The organism is Streptomyces sp. NPDC003042 (genome assembly GCF_053591315.1).
The window spans coordinates 38,646-54,882 of the sequence record NZ_JBSFTP010000053.1 but is presented as its reverse complement, the minus strand read 5'-3'; the positions used below and the strand labels follow the sequence as shown (position 1 = coordinate 54,882).

Here is a 16,237-nt window from a genome sequence, read left to right as displayed (position 1 = left end):
GCCCCCCGCGCCGAGCCCGCCCCCGCCACCCCCCCCGCCGCCCGGCCCGATGGCCCCCCCCCCCCCCCCCCGGAACGGTGGAAGGGCGGGGCGGGGAGAAGCCCCGCGCAGCGGCACCCGTACCCGCCCGGCGGACGCCGGCTCCGGCCCGGCCGACCGGCCCCCGCATCGGGATGCGGACCACCCCGCCGCGGTCACGGACCGGCCCCCCGGGGTCACGGCGGCGGGTCACGGACCGGCCCCCCGGGGTCACGGCGGCGGGTCACGGACCGGCCCCCGGTCACGGCGGCGGGTCACGGACCGGCCCCCGGGTCAGGAGGGCGACAGGAGCTCCGCCAGGACGGCGGCGTGGCTCGTCCCCGGATCACGGACCGCCGTCAGCAGCGTCACCGGCCCGGCGGCCGCCAGCGCCCGCAGCCGCGCCAGTTCCTCCACCGCCTCCGGCTCCGCCAGCTCCGCCTCGTACCGCTGCCGGAACTCCCCGGCCGAGCCTCCGCCCCCGTGGAACCACTTCCTCAGCTCCGTCGACGGTGTCACCGCCTTCGGCCACTCGTCCACCCCGGCCGCGGCCTTCGCCAACCCCCGCGGCCACAGCCGGTCCACGAGGACCCTCACCCCGTCGTCCGGCTCCGGCGGATCGTAGACACGCCGCACCCGCACCCGGTCCGCCGACGCACTCACCCCGCACCACCTCCCAACCCCTTCACCTCGTCCCACACCGTCGGATCCAGCGTCCCCAGCCTGGTCCGGAACTCCCACAGCCACACCTCCGCCGGCCGGTCCGCCTCCAGGAAGCCGGCCCGCCCCCGCATACCCGCCACCCCCGGCGGCAGCGGGATCACCCCGGGTCGCCGGTCGTCGTACTTGCCCGTGATCCACGCGACCCGCGCCCGCTCCCGGTGGACCCGTACCGCCAGCACCAGACACGCCCGCCCGTCCCCCAGGCACCACAGCTCACCGGCCCGCACCCGCGGCGGTGGCCCCGGCCCGTGCGGCGGCGGCCGCGCGGTCCTCGCCGGATCCGGCCCCGTCCGCAGGACCCGCCGCGGGAGCAGCACCAGCACCGCCACGGCGACCGCCGCCGCCAAGGCGGGCCACCAGGACGTGTCCATATTCCGACCGTAGCCGCGCCGAAGGCCCCCGGCGCGGCAACTCCTGTACCCCTCGTCGCTCCCCTGGGTGACACGACAGGTGATTCCCCCCACAACGGCCTGCCGCGAAGGAGCGACCGGCGGTTCGGCGCCTTACGCTCGACCCACGCACGGCCCGCATTCCGTCCACGGACCGTCAACGGAGGTTCACGCTCCATGAAGCTCACCGTCGTCGGCTGTTCGGGGTCGTTCCCGTCCGCGGAATCGGCCTGTTCGAGCTACCTCGTCGAGGCCGACGGCTTCCGGCTGCTCCTCGACATGGGCAACGGTTCCCTCGGCGCGCTCCAGCGCCACTGCGGTCTCTACGACCTCGACGCGATCTTCCTGAGCCACCTGCACGCCGATCACTGCATCGACATGTGCGCGTACTTCGTCGCCCGCTACTACCGGCACGAGGGCGGCCGCTGCGGCGCGATTCCCGTCTACGGACCCGAGGGCACCGAGCAGCGCCTGACCACCGCCTACGAGGACGTCCCGGACGAGAGTTCGATGAGCGAGGTCTTCGACTTCCGCTCCCTGAAGTCCGACACCTTCGAGATCGGACCGTTCCGGATCCGTACCGAGAAGGTCCGCCACCCGGTGGAGTCGTTCGGCATCCGCGTGGAGCACGGCGGGCGTTCCCTCGTGTACTCCGGCGACACCGGCGCGTGCCCGGAGCTGGCGTCGCTGGCCGAGGGGGCCGACCTGTTCCTGTGCGAGGCGTCCTTCACGCACGGCAAGGAGGACATCCCGGACCTCCACCTCAACGGCCGCGAGGCCGGCGAGTACGCGCGCGGCGGCAAGGTCGGCCGGCTCGTGCTGACCCACATCCCGCCGTGGACGGACGCCGCGCAGAACCTGGCCGACGCCCGCGCGGTCTACGACGGCCGGGTCGACCTCGCCCACGCGGGCGCCGTGTACGAGGTCTGACGCCACGACAGCACGAAGCCCCCGCCCTCCCTTCCGGGAGAGCGGGGGCTTCGTCCGCGTACGGGGACTGCTACTTGGCCTCGGCCTTCACGAGCTCGGCGAGCTCCTCGTCGGACTCGCGGCCCGGCGTCGGCAGGTTGAACTTCGTGATCGCGAAGCGGAAGACGAAGTAGTAGACCACCGCGAAGCACAGACCGACACCGGCCAGGCCCCACGGGTTGTTGGCGATGCCCAGGTTCAGCAGGAAGTCGACCGCACCGGCGGAGAAGCCGAAGCCGTCGCGCATCCCCAGGGCCCAGGTCAGAGCCAGGGAGACACCGGTCAGCACCGCGTGGATCGCGTACAGCACCGGGGCGATGAACATGAAGGTGAACTCGATCGGCTCGGTCACACCGGTGACGAAGGCGGTGGCCGCGAGGGAGAACATCATGCCGCCGACGACCTTGCGGCGCTCGGGGCGGGCGCAGTGGACGATCGCGAGGCAGGCCGCCGGGAGGGCGAACATCATGATCGGGAAGAAGCCGGTCATGAACTGGCCGGCGGTCGGGTCACCGGCGAGGAAGCGGCCGATGTCACCGTGGACGGCACCGGTGGGGGTGTCGAAGGAACCGGCCTGGAACCACGGGAAGGAGTTCAGCAGGTGGTGCATGCCGATCGGGATCAGCGCACGGTTGGCGACACCGAAGATGCCCGCGCCGACGGCGCCCGAACCGGTCAGCCACTCACCGAAGTTGTGCAGACCCGTGCCGAGGACCGGCCAGATCAGACCGAAGACGATGCCGGCGACCAGACCCGCGAGGGCGGAGAGGATGGGGACCATGCGGCGGCCGCCGAAGAAGCCGGCCCAGTCGGGCAGCTTGGTCCGGTAGAACTTCTGGTAGAGCAGGGCGGTGATGATGCCCATCACGACACCGCCGAGGACACCGGCGTTGACCGCGGCGTCCACCATGACGATTTTGCCGTCGACGACCTTGGCGACCTTCGGAAGGTTGCTGTCGGTGAAGGTGGCGAGCACCTTCTGGAAGACGAGGTAACCGGTGACGGCGGCCAGGGCGGTGGAGCCGTCCGACTTCTTGGCGAAGCCGATCGCGATGCCGACGGCGAACAGCAGCGCCATGTTGTCGAGGATCGCGCCACCACCGGCGGCCATGTAACCGGCGATCTTGAGGATGAACGTCGGGAAGACGTCCTTGTCGCCGAGCATGTCGCCCGCACCCAGGCGGAGCAGGAGCGCGCCGGCAGGCAGCACGGCAACGGGGAGCATGAGGCTCCGGCCGATGCGCTGCATGACGGCCATCACGCCAGCGCCCTTCTTCTTTTCCGCGGCAGCGGTGGCTGTGGACATGGACTTCCTCCAGTGGGCAAGGCGCCGCCCAGGAGCAAGGAAGGGGGAGGCGACGTCTCAGAAAAGGGGGACCGCAGGACTGGATTCAGGCCCGCGTGGTCTACACCAATGGGTGGTGTAGACCAGTTGTAACACGGTGGGGGTTAGATAAGGAACCTTCAATTTCCTGTGGCCTACGCCACACCGGGTCCGGCCCGGCCGGATGGCGGGACCACAGGTCCTGCGGACATGGCGAAGGCCCCGGATCCGGGATCCGAGAGCCTCGCCTACCGGCGCCGAAGGGCCCGCCGCGGCCTGCCGGTCGCCCCTTGGTGGGTACGGCCCGCCGATCACGGCTTGGTGGTCACGGCTTGGTGGTCTCCGCCTGCATCGCCGCGATCTCCTCGTCCGACTCCCGGCCCGGCGTCGGGATGTCGAACTTCGTGATCGCGAAACGGAAGACCGCGTAATACACCACCGCGAAGCCCAGCCCGATCGGAATGATCAGCCAGGGCTTGGTCGCCAGGCCCCAGTTGATGACGTAGTCGATCAGGCCCGCCGAGAAGCTGAAGCCGTCCTTCACCCCCAGCGCCCACGTCACCGCCATCGACACACCCGTCAGCACCGCGTGGATCACGTACAGCAGCGGCGCCACGAAGAGGAACGAGTACTCCAGCGGCTCGGTGATGCCCGTGACGAACGACGTCAGACCCACCGACAGCATCAGACCGCCCACCTCCTTGCGCCGCAGCGGCTTCGCGCAGTGCGTGATGGCCAGCGCCGCCGCCGGCAGGGCGAACATCATGATCGGGAAGAAGCCCGTCAAGAACTGACCGGCATCCGGGTCGCCCGCCAGGAACATGTTGATGTCACCGTGCACCGTCTGCCCGTCCGGCTTGGTGAAGCTCCCGAACTGGAACCACACCGGCACGTTCAGGAACTGGTGCAGGCCGATGACCAGCAGCGCACGGTTCGCGATGCCGAAGATGCCCGCACCCCAGGCACCCAGACCCACCAGCCAGTCGGAGAAGCTCTCCAGCGCCTCACCGACCGGCGGCCAGATCCACAGACAGAGCGCGGCGAACGCGATCGCGACGAAGGACATGATGATCGGGACCAGGCGGCGACCGTTGAAGAAGCCCAGCCAGTCCACCAGCTTCACCCGGTGGTAGCGCTGCCAGAACCAGGCCGTCAGCAGCCCCATGATGATGCCGCCGAAGACCCCCGGGTTCTGGTACGTGTGCAGGGCGAAGGTGTCGGTCGGCGTCAGACAGCCGCCCCCGATGTCCGTCATCCCGGGCGGGCAGTCCTTGGGGAAGGCGTGCAGCACGCCGCGGTAGACCAGGAACCCCGCGACGGCCGCGAGCGCCGTGGACCCGTCCGCCTTCTTGGCCATGCCGATCGCGACGCCGACGCAGAACAGCAGAGGCAGGCCGAGGTCGGCGTCGAGCAGCGCGCCACCCGCGCCGGCCATCACCTTGGCGACGCTCGTCCAGTTCAGACCGTCCGCACCGAACACGTCCGGCTGGCCCAGACGGTTCAGGATGCCCGCGGCGGGAAGGACGGCGATCGGCAGCTGAAGGCTTCGCCCCATCTTCTGCAGCCCCTGGAACAAACCGTTCCACCACTTCGGCCGCGGCACTGCCGCGGCGCTGCTCGCGCTCATCGCGTCCTCCCTGACCGGCCGGTTTTTGGCAGCTGGGACACGTGCGGCACACTGGTGTAGACCAGTTGCCGGACGGTCTGCTGCTGATGGTCATCATTCGGCAGATACCAGACGCACGCCCGCGTAGATGGGCCAACAGTGAGTTACCGTGACGAAGCGGACGACGCTGTTATACGGCCGCCGAGACTCGTTCTTCGAAACACTCAGGGAGAAACACATGGCCACCAAGGCTGAGAAGATCGTCGCCGGGCTCGGCGGTATCGAGAACATCGAAGAAGTCGAAGGCTGCATCACCCGCCTGCGCACCGAAGTCCACGACGCGAGCCTGGTCGACGAGGCCGCCCTGAAGGCCGCCGGCGCCCACGGCGTCGTCAAGATGGGCACCGCCATCCAGGTCGTCATCGGCACCGACGCCGACCCGATCGCCGGCGAGATCGAAGACATGATGTGAGCTGAGCCCACCGGCTCAGCGGTACGCCACGACCCCGTCCCGGACCCGTCCGGACGGGGTCTTCGCACGGAGACACGGGCCCCGCCCCACAGGGACTAGGCTCGAACCATGTCTCGCATCGACGGCCGTACGCCCGAACAGCTCCGCCCGGTCACCATCGAACGCGGATGGAGCAAGCACGCCGAGGGCTCCGTCCTCATCTCCTTCGGAGACACCAAAGTGTTCTGCACCGCCTCCTTCACCGAAGGCGTCCCGCGCTGGCGCAAGGGCAGCGGCGAAGGTTGGGTCACCTCCGAATACTCGATGCTGCCCCGCTCCACCAACACCCGCGGCGACCGCGAATCCGTCCGCGGCAAGATCGGCGGCCGCACCCACGAGATCTCCCGCCTCATCGGCCGCTCGCTGCGCGCCGTCATCGACTACAAGGCCCTCGGCGAAAACACCATCGTCCTGGACTGCGACGTCCTCCAGGCCGACGGCGGCACCCGCACCGCCGCCATCACCGGCGCCTACGTCGCCCTCGCCGACGCCGTCGCCTGGGGCCAGAAGAAGAAGCTCATCAAGGCCGGCCGCAAGCCCCTCACCGGCACCGTCGCCGCCGTCAGCGTCGGCATCGTCGACGGCGTCCCCCTCCTCGACCTCTGCTACGAGGAAGACGTACGCGCCGAGACCGACATGAACGTCGTCTGCACCGGCGACGGCCGCTTCGTCGAAGTCCAGGGCACCGCCGAAGGCGAACCCTTCGACCGCAAGGAACTCAACGCCCTCCTCGACCTCGCCGCCGGCGGCTGCGCCGACCTCGAAGCCATCCAGCTCGGCGCCCTGGACCTGGGCACCCTCCAGACCCCCCAGGCCCCGCAGACTCCGCAGGTCCCGTAGGCCCGCAGCAACCGCCGGGCCCGGCCCGGCGTCTACGCAGTCACGGGTGCACGGTGTCGAAGCCGTGCACCCGTCCACGTATCCACGCCCTTGGGGGACCCGAAGATGAAGCCGAAGCTCCGCATAGCGGCCGTAGCACTGGCGGCCGCACTCACCGTCCCGGCCCTCACCTCCTGCAACGCCATCTCCACCGCCATGGACTGCGCCAACACCGCCGTCGCCATCGCGGACAGCGCCAACGACCTCCAGCAGGCCGTCTCCCAAGCCGGCAACAGCCTCCAGGACGCCCAGACCGCGCTCAACGAGATCGAAGCCAACCTCAAGAAGGTCGGCGACCAGACCGACAACGCCGACCTCTCCAAGGCCGTCGACTCCATGAACACGGCCGTCAAGAACGTCCGCACCGCCATCGAGAACGGCGACACCACCCCCGACATCAAGCCCGTCGCCGACGCCGCCTCCGAGATCTCCAAGGTCTGCACCCCGGGCTGAGACGCCCGGCGGCCGGAAATAATGGGACCCATGACCTCCTCCGCGCCCAGCCGCCGCCTCATCCTCGCCACCCGCAACCCGGGCAAAGTCACCGAACTGCGCGCCATCCTGTCCGACGCCGGCCTGCCGCACGAGCTGGTCGGCGCGGACGCGTACCCCGAGATCCCGGACGTGAAGGAAACCGGCGTCACCTTCGCCGAGAACGCCCTCCTCAAGGCCCACGCCCTCGCCCGGGCCACCGGCCTGCCCGCCGTCGCGGACGACTCGGGCCTGTGCGTCGACGTCCTGAACGGCGCCCCCGGCATCTTCTCCGCCCGCTGGGCCGGCGCCCACGGCGACGACGAGGCCAACCTCCGCCTCCTGCTGGCCCAGCTCTCGGACATCGACGACGCCCACCGCGGAGCCCACTTCTTCTGCGCGGCGGCCCTGGCCCTCCCGGACGGCACCGACCGCGTGGTCGAGGGCCGCCTCCTGGGCACCCTGCGCCACACCCCGTCGGGCACGGGCGGCTTCGGCTACGACCCGATCCTCCAGCCCCTGGGTGAGACCCGCACCTGCGCGGAGCTCACCCCGGCGGAGAAGAACGCCATCTCCCACCGCGGCCAGGCCTTCCGCGCCCTGGTCCCGGTGGTCCGGGAACTCCTGGGCTGACGCAGGGAGGCCGGGTCCCCCGATATCGGGGGACCCGGCCTCGTCCTGGTACGCCCGGTCGGATTCGAACCGACATACGTGGCCACCTAAAGACCACCGCTAACCAGGTCGCGTACGGGCGCGAGCAAGGGACACTCTACTGCTCACCGTGCCGCACAGTGGAAGTGGCATTACCGATTGCTTTGTCCACCACGGCACCACGTGCTGGTGACCGCATGACAGTTGGGGCACAGCAACCGCAGGTTCTCGCGGCGGTCGTCACTCCAGTCGCCGTTGATGTGGTCGACTTCCAATGTCATCGGCCGCCCGAGCCAGTCCGGAGTCGTTCCGCACATGTCGCAGCACTCCGCGACGCCGATCTCGCGCAGGGCGCGCCGCAGGAGGTGGGTGCGGGTGCGTCGTTCTCCGTCGTGCTTGACGAGGATCTCTGTCGCGACCCTCACTGGCGTCGGCCCCGGCTTGCCTCGTTGGTGTGCCTGGCCGAGGAAGTGCTCTGTCGAGAGGCCGTTCTCAGCCGTGAACTGGCGCAGGGCCGCACGCTGCCGACCGTTGTCGGGGAGTTCAAGGCGTCGTAGCGTCTCGGCGATGCTCTAGGACTCGGCCACCGCACTCCGGATCTCATCTCTCATCGCCGGTCGGCCTGCGCCTACCAGTGGGCCTGAAGTGGGAGACGTCGATCCCGTGGTGCGCGAATCGCCCCATCAAGTAGCGCCCAAGGCGCTCGTAAGGCTTGGTGCCTAGGTATGCGATGACCTCATCGATGTCGCCACACCTCTCCGCAGCCTCGGTCAGCAACTCCCGCGTGTAGCCGTTGCCGACGTTCATCGGCGCCCCTTTGCGCGGCCGCGGTACGAGTCGGTGGTGGAGTGGCAGTTGGGGCAGAGCAGCCGTAGGTTCTCGGGCAGGTTGTTGCGCCAGTTGCCGTCGATGTGGTCCACCTCCAGCGGCAGCGGATAGCCCTGCCAGGCCGCTGGGATGCCGCACATCTGGCACGTGTTCGGAACGCCCAGCGCGGTCAGCGCCTGCTTCAGCTGCTCGCTCTGCGCCCGACGGGCCTGGGGGTCGTCCCGCCTGACCAGAAGGCTTTCCGGGCTCCGGCGGACCTTGGTGCGACCGGCAGGCGACGGAAGCTTGAAGTGGGACGTGTCTATCCCGAACGCTTTGACTCTGCGGGTGATGTGCGTGTGGTGGCCGCCGACAACGTCGAGGCCGAGGCGCCGGAGCACCTCGCACATGGTCGTCGAGGCGGCGACGGCCTCCGCCAGGATTTCCCTCGTCCACTTCACCCCCTCCCGCTCGAAGTGGGAGACGTCCACGCCCAGCTTCTGCATGCGGTCGTGCACGTACCGCCGCGAGCCCCCCTTCGGGTCCACCCCCAGCTTCTCCAGCGCCTCCGTCAGCGTGCGTGACGTGCTCGCCGCCTCCGTCAGGCGTTCCTTCGTGTACGGGCTGATCGGCATCCGGCCCCCTCCGCTCCTGGCCGCGCGTGCGACCCTCGTACGGAGTAACGGACCGATAGTCGGACGGTTACGGCATTTCTCGTCCGATAAACGGAGCAGCCCGCACCGGTTTGATGCGGGCCGCTGTGTCGAAACGGGGTGGGATCAGACGCCGAGGTCCTTGATGATCTTGGCTACGTGGCCCGTCGCCTTCACGTTGTAGAAGGCGTGCTCGACCTTGCCCTCTTCGTCGACGACCACCGTGGAGCGGATGACTCCGGTGACCGTCTTGCCGTAGAGCTTCTTCTCGCCGAACGCGCCGTACGCCGTCAGGGTCGCCTTCTCCGGGTCGCTGACCAGGGTGACCTTGAGGTTCTCCTTCTCGCGGAACTTCGCGAGCTTCTCCGGCTTGTCGGGGGAGACGCCGATGACGTCGTAGCCGGCCGTGGCCAGGGCGTCCAGGTTGTCCGTGAAGTCGCAGGCCTGCTTGGTGCAGCCCGGGGTCAGGGCGGTCGGGTAGAAGTACACGATCACCTTGCGGCCCTTGTGGTCCGCCAGCGAGACCTCGTTGCCGTCCGCGTCGGGCAGGGTGAAGGCGGGGGCGGTGTCGCCCGGCTGAAGTCGCTCGCTCATCTGACAGTCTCCTCAGGAAGGGATCGATATGTCACGAGACTAAGCTGACAGACTGTCCATGACCGATCACGACCACGATCACGACCACGACGGAGGCAGCGCGGTGCCCGAAGCCAGGACCCCCGCACAGATCGAGGCGGACATCGTCCGCCGCCGTGAGCAGCTCGCCGAGACGCTCGACGAGATCGGTGTGCGGATGCACCCGAAGACGATCATCGGGGATGCGAAGGCCAGGGTCGCCTCCACCGTCGACCACACGGCCGGTCGGGCCTACGTGGCCGTGAACCGGTTCGTGACCGATGTGAAGGGCGCGCTGCGGCACGAGGACGGGACGGTCCGTGTCGAGCGGGTCGTGCCCGTCGCGCTGCTGGCGGCCGGTGTGGTCGGGCTGCTGGTGATGTCGGCGCGCCGTAAGCGCTGAGGACCCTCCGGCGTGCGGGGCGTACGTGGGCGGGTAGGTTTCGGGGCGTGAGCGACAACACCACTACCCACGACAAGATGCCCATCCGGATGCTGCACGACCGTGTGCTCGTGAAGTCCGACCTGCCCGAGGGGGAGCGCCGCTCGGGTGGCGGCATTCTGATTCCGGCGACGGCCGCGGTGGGCAAGCGGCTGGCCTGGGCCGAGGTGGTCGCGGTCGGGCAGAACGTACGCAGTGTGGAGCCGGGTGACCGGGTGCTGTACGACCCCGAGGACCGGGCTGAGGTCGAGGTGCGGGGGGCGACGTACGTGCTGATGCGTGAGCGGGATCTGCACGCGGTGGCCGCGGAGCGGCTGGAGGGGTCGAAGGATTCGACCGGGCTGTACCTGTAGAGCTGGTGACGTGTGAAGGGGCCGGTGACCGGGGTCACCGGCCCTTGGCATGGGGTTTTGCTACGGTGGTGGGGAACCCCCGACGAGACGCGCCGTACCGGGTTGCAGGACGACAAGACGACGCACCCCCGTTCCGCTCTCGTCCCGGAGGTGCCTGTCATGGCCTGGGTTCTGCTTCTCGTCGCCGGTCTGCTCGAAGTGGGCTGGTCGATCGGTATGAAATTCACCGATGGCTTCACCCGGCTGTGGCCCAGTGTGTTCACGGGTGCCGGGATCGTCGCGAGCATGGTGCTGCTGTCCTACGCGGCCAAGACGCTGCCGATCGGTACGGCGTACGGGGTGTGGGTGGGTATCGGTGCTGCCGGTGCGGCCGTGCTCGGTATGGCGGTGCTGGGGGAGCCCGTCACCGCCGCCCGGATCTTCTTCATCTGTCTGCTGCTGGTCGCCGTGGTGGGGCTGAAGGCGACCTCCGGTCACTGATGCGGTGAGGTCGGCCGGGTCATTCCAGGAAGTCGTCCGGGGGGCGCCGGCCTTCGGTGGCGCCGCCCTGGGTGGTGCCGTCCGTGGTCTGGCCGCTGGTCGTCTGCCCGCCGGTCGTCTGGCCCGCGTCGGTCTGCCCGCCGGTGGTCCGGCCGCTCGTCGTCTGGCCGCCCTGCGTCTGTCCTCCGTCGGTCTGGCCTCCTTGCGTCCGGCCGCCTTGCGTCTGGCCGCCCTGGCCCTGGCCGCCGTCCGTCCGGCCTCCGTTGTCCTGGCCGTCCGTTGGCCGGCCCGGCTGGGTCGGGGGGCTCGGCGGGCGGCTGCCCCGGGGTTGCTGCGGGGTGCTCGGCTGCAGCGGCGCCGGGGGTGGTGGGGGCCGGTCGGCGCCCGGCTGGAGTTCGAGTTCGAAGTCGACGGGGTCCGTGGCTTCCAGGGCCTCCTTCGTGTACGCCGCCCAGATCCGGGCCGGGTAGCCGCCACCGCCGATGCGGGATTCGCCGAGGGCGTTGTACAGCGATTGCAGGCTTCCGGTGTCGGGGTCCTGGCCCATCATCGAGACGACCGTGACCAGGTTCGGGGTGTACGCCGCGAACCAGGCCGAGCGGTCGAGTTCGGCGGTGCCCGTCTTGCCGGCGGCGGGGTGGCCGGCGGCGAGGGCGGCCGTACCGGTGCCGTTGTCGACGACGCTGACCAGCATGGAGGTGGTGGTGTCGGCGGCTTCGCGGCTGATGGCCTGGTGCGGGCTGCGGTCGGGGAGGTCGATGGTGTCGCCGCCCTTGGTGATCTTCTCCAGGAAGGTGTACGGGGTGTGGCGGCCGTGGTCGGCGAGGGTCGCGTAGGCCTGGGTCATGTCGAGGACGCTGGCCTGGAGGGTGCCGAGGGCCATGGCGGGGCCGGCGTCGAAGTTCGGGGTGTTCTCGGGGATGCCGAGGGCGACGGCGGTCCGTTTGACCTCGTCGGTGCCGACGTCGACGACCATCTGCGCGAAGACGGCGTTGACGGAGAGGTCGGTGGCGGTGTTGACGGTGATGTCGCCGTAGGACACCTGGCCCTCGTTCTCGGGGGCGTAGGGGATGCGGGTGCCGACGACGCGGCGTTTGTTGTCGCCGTTGTAGAGGGTGTGCGGGGTGATGCGGCGGCCGTCCTGGGTGCGCGAGTCGTTCTCGACGGCGGCGGCGAAGACGAACGGTTTGAAGGTGGAGGCGACCTGGTAGTCGTGCCGGGTCGCGTTGTTCACGTACTGCTTGGTGTAGTCGATGCCGCCGTAGAGGGCGACGACCTTGCCGGTGGCGGGGTCGATGGAGACCCCGCCGGCGCGTACGAGGCGGTCGGCCGGGCGCTTGTCGGGTCGGAGTCTGGCGACCATCTGCTCCTGGACGGCGTCGACGAAGGCGGTCTGGCGGCGTTTGTCGATGGTGGTGGTGATGCGGTAGCCGCCCTCGGCGAGGGTTTTGTCGTCGAGGATCTCGCGTTCGGTGATGTAGTCCTTGACGGCTTCCACGAGGTAGCCGCGCTGGCCGGAGAGGCCTGATGCCGGGCGGACCTTGCCGGGTTCGGGGAACCGGGCCGCGGCGCGTTCGGCCTCGGGCATCCACTTCTTCTTCACCATGCCGTCGAGTACGTAGTTCCAGCGGCCGACGGCGCGGTCGCGGCTGCGGGGGTGGGCGACGACGTCGAAGGCGCTGGGGGAGTTGAGGAGGGTGGCGAGGTACGCGCCCTCGGCGGTGGTGAGTTCGTCGACGTCCTTGCCGTAGTAGGCCTGGGAGGCGGCCTGGATCCCGTAGGCGTTGCGGCCGAAGTAGCTGGTGTTCAGGTAGCCCTCGAGGATGTAGTCCTTCGACTTCTCGCGACCGAGTTTGAGCGCGATGAAGAACTCCTTGACCTTTCGTTTCACCGTCTGTTCCTGGCCCAGGTAGTAGTTCTTGACGTACTGCTGGGTGATGGTCGAGCCGGACTGCTTGCCCTTGCCGGTGACCGTGTTCCAGGCGGCGCGGACCATCGCCTTGGGGTCCACCGCGCGTTCGGAGTAGAAGTCCCGGTCTTCCGCGGCGAGTACGGTCTGCTGGACGGTGCGCGGGATCTGTGAGAGCGGGACGTTGACGCGGTTGACCTCGCCGTCGCCGGCCAGCGGGGAGCCGTCGGAGTAGAGGTAGACGTTGGACTGGGCGGTGGCGGCGGCGTTGGCCGGGGGGATGTCGACCAGCAGATAGCCGGCGGTCAGGGCGCCGATGAGCAGCAGGGCGAGCAGTAGGAATCCGCCCAGGAGCATGCGCCAGGTGGGGAAGAGGCGGCGCCATCCGGTCCGCTTGCGGTTCCGTCGGGGCTTCTTGGCCGGGGGTGGCCGCTGTCCGGTGACCGGGCGGCCGCGTGGTGGTTGCCGCGGTGTGTGCGTGGGGGTGTGCGTCGGGGTGTCCGGGTCGCGAGGGATCCAGCCCGGTGGTGGTGACTGGTCGCTCATCTCCGGGGCTCCTTGTGACCGTGCGAAATATCCACTTCCGTACCTCATGGTGTCTACCCGATGGCCGGTGATTCTCCTCCGGACGGGCATAAATCGGTCGCGTGGCTCGCCCCTCCGCACTAAGCTCGCGCGCTTTGGCCGACGTAGGAACGACGTGGGAAACGGAGGGATACGGTGCGTCAGAGAGCGCGGCTCTACTTGGCCGTGGCGGCCGGCGGGTTCCGGCGCTACGCCACCTACGGGACGGCGACGGCCGCGGGGGTGTTCACCAACACCGTGTTCGGTTTCATCGTCGCGTACACGTACATCGCGCTGTGGGACCAGCGGCCCGGCCTCGGCGGCTACGACCAGGCTCAGGCCCTCACCTTCGTGTGGGTCAGCCAGTCGCTGCTGGCGGCGGGGTCGTTGCTCGGCGGGGGTTTTCAGGAGGAGTTGCAGGAGCGGGTCCGTACGGGTGACATCGCCGTCGACCTGTACCGGCCGGCGGATCTTCAGATGTGGTGGCTGGCGGCCGATCTGGGGCGGGCGGCTTTCCAGTTGGTGGGGCGGGGGGTGGTGCCGCTGGCGGCGGGGGCGCTGGCCTTTCCGTTGGCGCTGCCCGTGGATCCGGTGCGCTGGCTGCTGTTCCTGGTGTCGGTCGCGCTCGGGCTGGTGGTGAGTTTCGCGGTGCGCTACCTGTTGGGGCTGGCGGCGTTCTGGCTGATGGACGGGGCCGGGATCAACATGATGGCGACGGTCGTGACGATCTTCTTCTCAGGGATGCTGCTGCCGTTGACGGTGTTCCCGGGCGGCTTCGGCGAGTTGGTGCGCGTCCTGCCGTGGGCGGCGATGCTCCAGGTGCCGGTGGATGTGTTGATGGGCACGCACGAGGGGGCCGGGGGCGCGGTCCGGGCGCTGCTGTTCCAGGCGTGTTGGGCGTTCGTTCTGCTGGGTGCGGGACGGCTGGTGCAGTCGGCGGCGACGCGGAAGGTGGTGGTCCAGGGTGGCTGAGGCGACGCTGGTGCGGGAGGGGGAGGCGGTCGGTCCGCTGGTCGTGCCGCGGCGGAGCCGGGCGTGGGAGGGGCTGCGCGGCTACGGGTTGATCGTGGGGATGTGGATCCGGTCGACGATGACGTACCGGACGTCGTTCTTCCTGTCCACGTTCGGCAACGCGGCGATCACGCTGCTGGATTTCGTCGCGATCTACGTCATGTTCTCGCACGTGGACGTGCTGGGCGGTTTCGCGCTGCCCGAGATCGCGCTGCTGTACGGATCCTGCTCGGCCTCGTTGGGGCTGGCGGACCTGTTGCTGGGCAACACCGACCGGATCGGTGCGCGGATCCGGGACGGTTCGCTGGACACGATGCTGGTGCGGCCGGTTCCGGTGCTGGCGCAGGTGGCGGCGGACCGGTTCGCGCTGCGCCGGCTGGGGCGGGTCGCGCAGGGGCTGGGGGTGCTGGGCTGGGCGGTTTCGGCGCTGGAGGTGGAGTGGACGGCCGGGAAGGTGCTGCTGGTGCCGGTGATGATCCTGGCGGGGGCGGGGATCTTCGGGGCGGTGATGGTGGCCGGGGCGGCGTTCCAGTTCCTCGCGGGGGACGCGGCGGAGGTGCAGAACTCCTTCACGTACGGGGGCTGCACGATGCTGCAGTATCCGCCGACGGTGTTCGCGAAGGACCTGCTGCGCGGGGTGACCTTCATCGTGCCGCTGGCCTTCGTCAACTGGCTGCCGGCCCTGTACGTGCTGGGGCGGCCCGATCCGCTGGGCTTGCCGGGGTGGGTGGCGTTCGTGAGCCCGCTGGTGGCCTTCGTGGTGTTCCTGCCCGCGTCGCTGGCGTGGCGCGCGGGTGTCCGTTCGTACCGAAGCACGGGGAGCTGATCCGTGATGTCTGGGGCTGTGGCGGTGGATGCGTTGATCTCGCTGGACGGGGTCGAGAAGGTTTTCGACGTACGGCGCCGGGTGAGCCTGATGCGCCGGGAGAAGCGGCAGGTCAGGGCCGTGGACGGGATCAGCTTCGAGGTGGCGCGGGGCGAGATGGTCGGCTACATCGGGCCCAACGGTGCGGGGAAGTCGACCACGATCAAGATGCTGACCGGCATCCTCACGCCGAGCGGCGGGCGGTTGCGCGTCGCGGGCATCGATCCGGCGCGGGAGCGGATGCGGCTCGCGCACCGGATCGGGGTGGTGTTCGGGCAGCGCACGACGCTGTGGTGGGACCTGCCGCTGAAGGACTCGTACGGGCTGATGCGGCGGATGTACCGGATTCCGGCGGCGCGGTTCAAGGAGAACCTGGAGCGCTGCGTGGAGCGGCTGGACCTGGCGGAGCTGCTCGACGTACCGGTGCGGCAGCTGTCGCTGGGACAGCGGATGCGCGGGGACATCGCGGCGGCGCTGCTGCACGATCCGGAGGTGCTGTACCTGGACGAGCCGACGATCGGGCTCGACGTGGTGAGCAAGGCGAAGGTACGGGGCTTCCTGCGGCAGCTGAACGAGGAGCTGGGGACGACGGTGCTGCTGACCACGCACGACCTCCAGGACATCGAGCAGCTGTGCGAGCGGGTGATGGTGATCGACCACGGGCGGCTGATGTACGACGGGCCGCTGGGCGGGCTGCACGCGGCGGGGCCAGCGGGGGAGAGCGAGCGCACGCTGGTGGTGGACCTGGAGCGGGAGCTGGCGCCGATCGAGGTGGAGGGGGCGCGGGTGGTGAAGGTGGAGGGGCCGCGGCAGTGGCTGGCGTTCCCGGCGCAGGCCTCGGCGGCGCCGCTGGTGGCGGCGGTGGCGGCGCGGTATCCGCTGCTGGACCTGTCGGTGCGGGAGCCGGACATCGAGGACGTGATCGCGCGGATGTACGCGGGGCGGGGGTGATGCACGGGGTGGAGGGATCAGGGATGAGTCAGGGGTGGGGGGCGGGGTC

The 16,237-nt window shown here is 69.7% G+C and carries 18 protein-coding genes, 1 tRNA gene, 1 pseudogene and 1 riboswitch; of the genes and pseudogenes, 11 read left to right on the top strand and 9 right to left on the bottom strand.

Annotated features, from left to right (window positions below; genetic code table 11):
• Positions 1–312: 312 nt before the first annotated feature.
• Together ACWDYJ_RS24235 and ACWDYJ_RS24230 are read right to left on the bottom strand one after the other, a co-directional pair.
• The gene (locus tag ACWDYJ_RS24235) at positions 313–681 is read right to left on the bottom strand and encodes a DUF488 domain-containing protein (RefSeq protein ID WP_451567688.1); all 369 of its coding nucleotides are present in this window, start codon (positions 679–681) and stop codon (positions 313–315) included.
• Entirely contained in the window at positions 678–1,112 is a 435-nt protein-coding gene (locus ACWDYJ_RS24230) for a hypothetical protein (RefSeq protein WP_451567687.1), read from the bottom strand. The genes ACWDYJ_RS24235 and ACWDYJ_RS24230 overlap by 4 nt, the downstream gene beginning before the upstream one ends.
• A gap of 195 nt (positions 1,113–1,307) precedes the next feature.
• Between ACWDYJ_RS24230 and ACWDYJ_RS24225 the strand changes: the two genes are divergently transcribed.
• The gene (locus ACWDYJ_RS24225; protein ID WP_451567686.1) at positions 1,308–2,060 is read left to right on the top strand and encodes an MBL fold metallo-hydrolase; all 753 of its coding nucleotides are present in this window, start codon (positions 1,308–1,310) and stop codon (positions 2,058–2,060) included.
• Positions 2,061–2,130: 70 nt separating this feature from the next.
• Here ACWDYJ_RS24225 and ACWDYJ_RS24220 read toward each other — a convergent pair whose 3' ends face one another.
• Both ACWDYJ_RS24220 and ACWDYJ_RS24215 read right to left on the bottom strand, forming a co-directional pair.
• Positions 2,131–3,405, bottom strand: a complete 1,275-nt coding sequence (locus ACWDYJ_RS24220; protein ID WP_451567685.1) for a PTS transporter subunit EIIC — start codon at positions 3,403–3,405, stop codon at positions 2,131–2,133.
• A gap of 343 nt (positions 3,406–3,748) precedes the next feature.
• Positions 3,749–5,050 (bottom strand): PTS transporter subunit EIIC, encoded by a 1,302-nt coding sequence (locus ACWDYJ_RS24215; protein ID WP_451567684.1) that lies wholly within the window; start codon positions 5,048–5,050, stop codon positions 3,749–3,751.
• Positions 5,051–5,216: 166 nt separating this feature from the next.
• Here ACWDYJ_RS24215 and ACWDYJ_RS24210 point away from each other — a divergent pair, with 166 nt between their 5' ends.
• The 4 genes from ACWDYJ_RS24210 to rdgB all read left to right on the top strand — a co-directional run bounded on the left by ACWDYJ_RS24210 (position 5,217) and on the right by rdgB (position 7,523).
• A complete protein-coding gene (locus ACWDYJ_RS24210; RefSeq protein WP_451567692.1) occupies positions 5,217–5,501 on the top strand; it encodes a glucose PTS transporter subunit EIIB in 285 nt (94 codons plus the stop codon).
• Between the two features lie 108 nt (positions 5,502–5,609).
• Positions 5,610–6,380 carry a ribonuclease PH gene (gene rph / locus ACWDYJ_RS24205; RefSeq protein WP_451567683.1) on the top strand — a complete coding sequence of 257 codons (771 nt, stop codon included), beginning with the start codon at positions 5,610–5,612 and terminating at the stop codon, positions 6,378–6,380.
• Positions 6,381–6,485: 105 nt separating this feature from the next.
• A complete protein-coding gene (locus ACWDYJ_RS24200) occupies positions 6,486–6,872 on the top strand; it encodes a hypothetical protein (RefSeq protein ID WP_451567682.1) in 387 nt (128 codons plus the stop codon).
• 30 nt (positions 6,873–6,902) lie between these two features.
• Positions 6,903–7,523 (top strand): RdgB/HAM1 family non-canonical purine NTP pyrophosphatase, encoded by a 621-nt coding sequence (rdgB, locus tag ACWDYJ_RS24195; protein WP_451567681.1) that lies wholly within the window; start codon positions 6,903–6,905, stop codon positions 7,521–7,523.
• A gap of 46 nt (positions 7,524–7,569) precedes the next feature.
• Here the strand turns inward: rdgB and ACWDYJ_RS24190 are convergent.
• From ACWDYJ_RS24190 to bcp, 4 genes and pseudogenes are all read right to left on the bottom strand, one after another.
• Positions 7,570–7,645, bottom strand: a tRNA-Leu gene (locus ACWDYJ_RS24190).
• 48 nt (positions 7,646–7,693) lie between these two features.
• A pseudogene (locus tag ACWDYJ_RS24185) lies at positions 7,694–8,348 on the bottom strand (HNH endonuclease).
• On the bottom strand, positions 8,345–8,983 hold the full coding sequence (locus ACWDYJ_RS24180) for an HNH endonuclease (RefSeq protein ID WP_451567680.1): 639 nt from the start codon (positions 8,981–8,983) through the stop codon (positions 8,345–8,347). The pseudogene ACWDYJ_RS24185 and the gene ACWDYJ_RS24180 overlap by 4 nt, the downstream one beginning before the upstream one ends.
• Before the next feature lie 144 nt (positions 8,984–9,127).
• Complete coding sequence (bcp, locus tag ACWDYJ_RS24175; protein ID WP_451567679.1) at positions 9,128–9,595, bottom strand: thioredoxin-dependent thiol peroxidase; 468 nt, start codon at positions 9,593–9,595, stop codon at positions 9,128–9,130.
• Positions 9,596–9,698: 103 nt separating this feature from the next.
• On the opposite strand from bcp, the gene ACWDYJ_RS24170 reads away from it, so the two are divergent.
• From ACWDYJ_RS24170 to ACWDYJ_RS24160, 3 genes are all read left to right on the top strand, one after another.
• Positions 9,699–10,016: a DUF3618 domain-containing protein gene (locus ACWDYJ_RS24170; protein ID WP_451567691.1), complete on the top strand. Its 318-nt coding sequence runs from the start codon at positions 9,699–9,701 to the stop codon at positions 10,014–10,016.
• A 47-nt stretch (positions 10,017–10,063) separates the two neighbouring features.
• Positions 10,064–10,408 carry a GroES family chaperonin gene (locus tag ACWDYJ_RS24165; RefSeq protein WP_451488556.1) on the top strand — a complete coding sequence of 115 codons (345 nt, stop codon included), beginning with the start codon at positions 10,064–10,066 and terminating at the stop codon, positions 10,406–10,408.
• A 54-nt stretch (positions 10,409–10,462) separates the two neighbouring features.
• A riboswitch (guanidine-III (ykkC-III) riboswitch) is annotated at positions 10,463–10,535 on the top strand.
• A 32-nt stretch (positions 10,536–10,567) separates the two neighbouring features.
• Positions 10,568–10,888, top strand: a complete 321-nt coding sequence (locus ACWDYJ_RS24160) for a DMT family transporter (RefSeq protein WP_030009036.1) — start codon at positions 10,568–10,570, stop codon at positions 10,886–10,888.
• A 19-nt stretch (positions 10,889–10,907) separates the two neighbouring features.
• Here ACWDYJ_RS24160 and ACWDYJ_RS24155 read toward each other — a convergent pair whose 3' ends face one another.
• Positions 10,908–13,343 (bottom strand): transglycosylase domain-containing protein, encoded by a 2,436-nt coding sequence (locus tag ACWDYJ_RS24155; RefSeq protein WP_451567678.1) that lies wholly within the window; start codon positions 13,341–13,343, stop codon positions 10,908–10,910.
• Positions 13,344–13,517: 174 nt separating this feature from the next.
• On the opposite strand from ACWDYJ_RS24155, the gene ACWDYJ_RS24150 reads away from it, so the two are divergent.
• Genes ACWDYJ_RS24150 through ACWDYJ_RS24140 form a run of 3 tightly spaced genes read left to right on the top strand, consistent with a single transcriptional unit; the run spans position 13,518 to position 16,188 of the window.
• On the top strand, positions 13,518–14,333 hold the full coding sequence (locus tag ACWDYJ_RS24150) for an ABC transporter permease (protein ID WP_451567677.1): 816 nt from the start codon (positions 13,518–13,520) through the stop codon (positions 14,331–14,333).
• On the top strand, positions 14,326–15,198 hold the full coding sequence (locus tag ACWDYJ_RS24145) for an ABC transporter permease (protein WP_451567676.1): 873 nt from the start codon (positions 14,326–14,328) through the stop codon (positions 15,196–15,198). The genes ACWDYJ_RS24150 and ACWDYJ_RS24145 overlap by 8 nt, the downstream gene beginning before the upstream one ends.
• 6 nt (positions 15,199–15,204) lie before the next feature.
• Complete coding sequence (locus tag ACWDYJ_RS24140) at positions 15,205–16,188, top strand: ABC transporter ATP-binding protein (protein WP_451567675.1); 984 nt, start codon at positions 15,205–15,207, stop codon at positions 16,186–16,188.
• Positions 16,189–16,237: the final 49 nt, after the last annotated feature.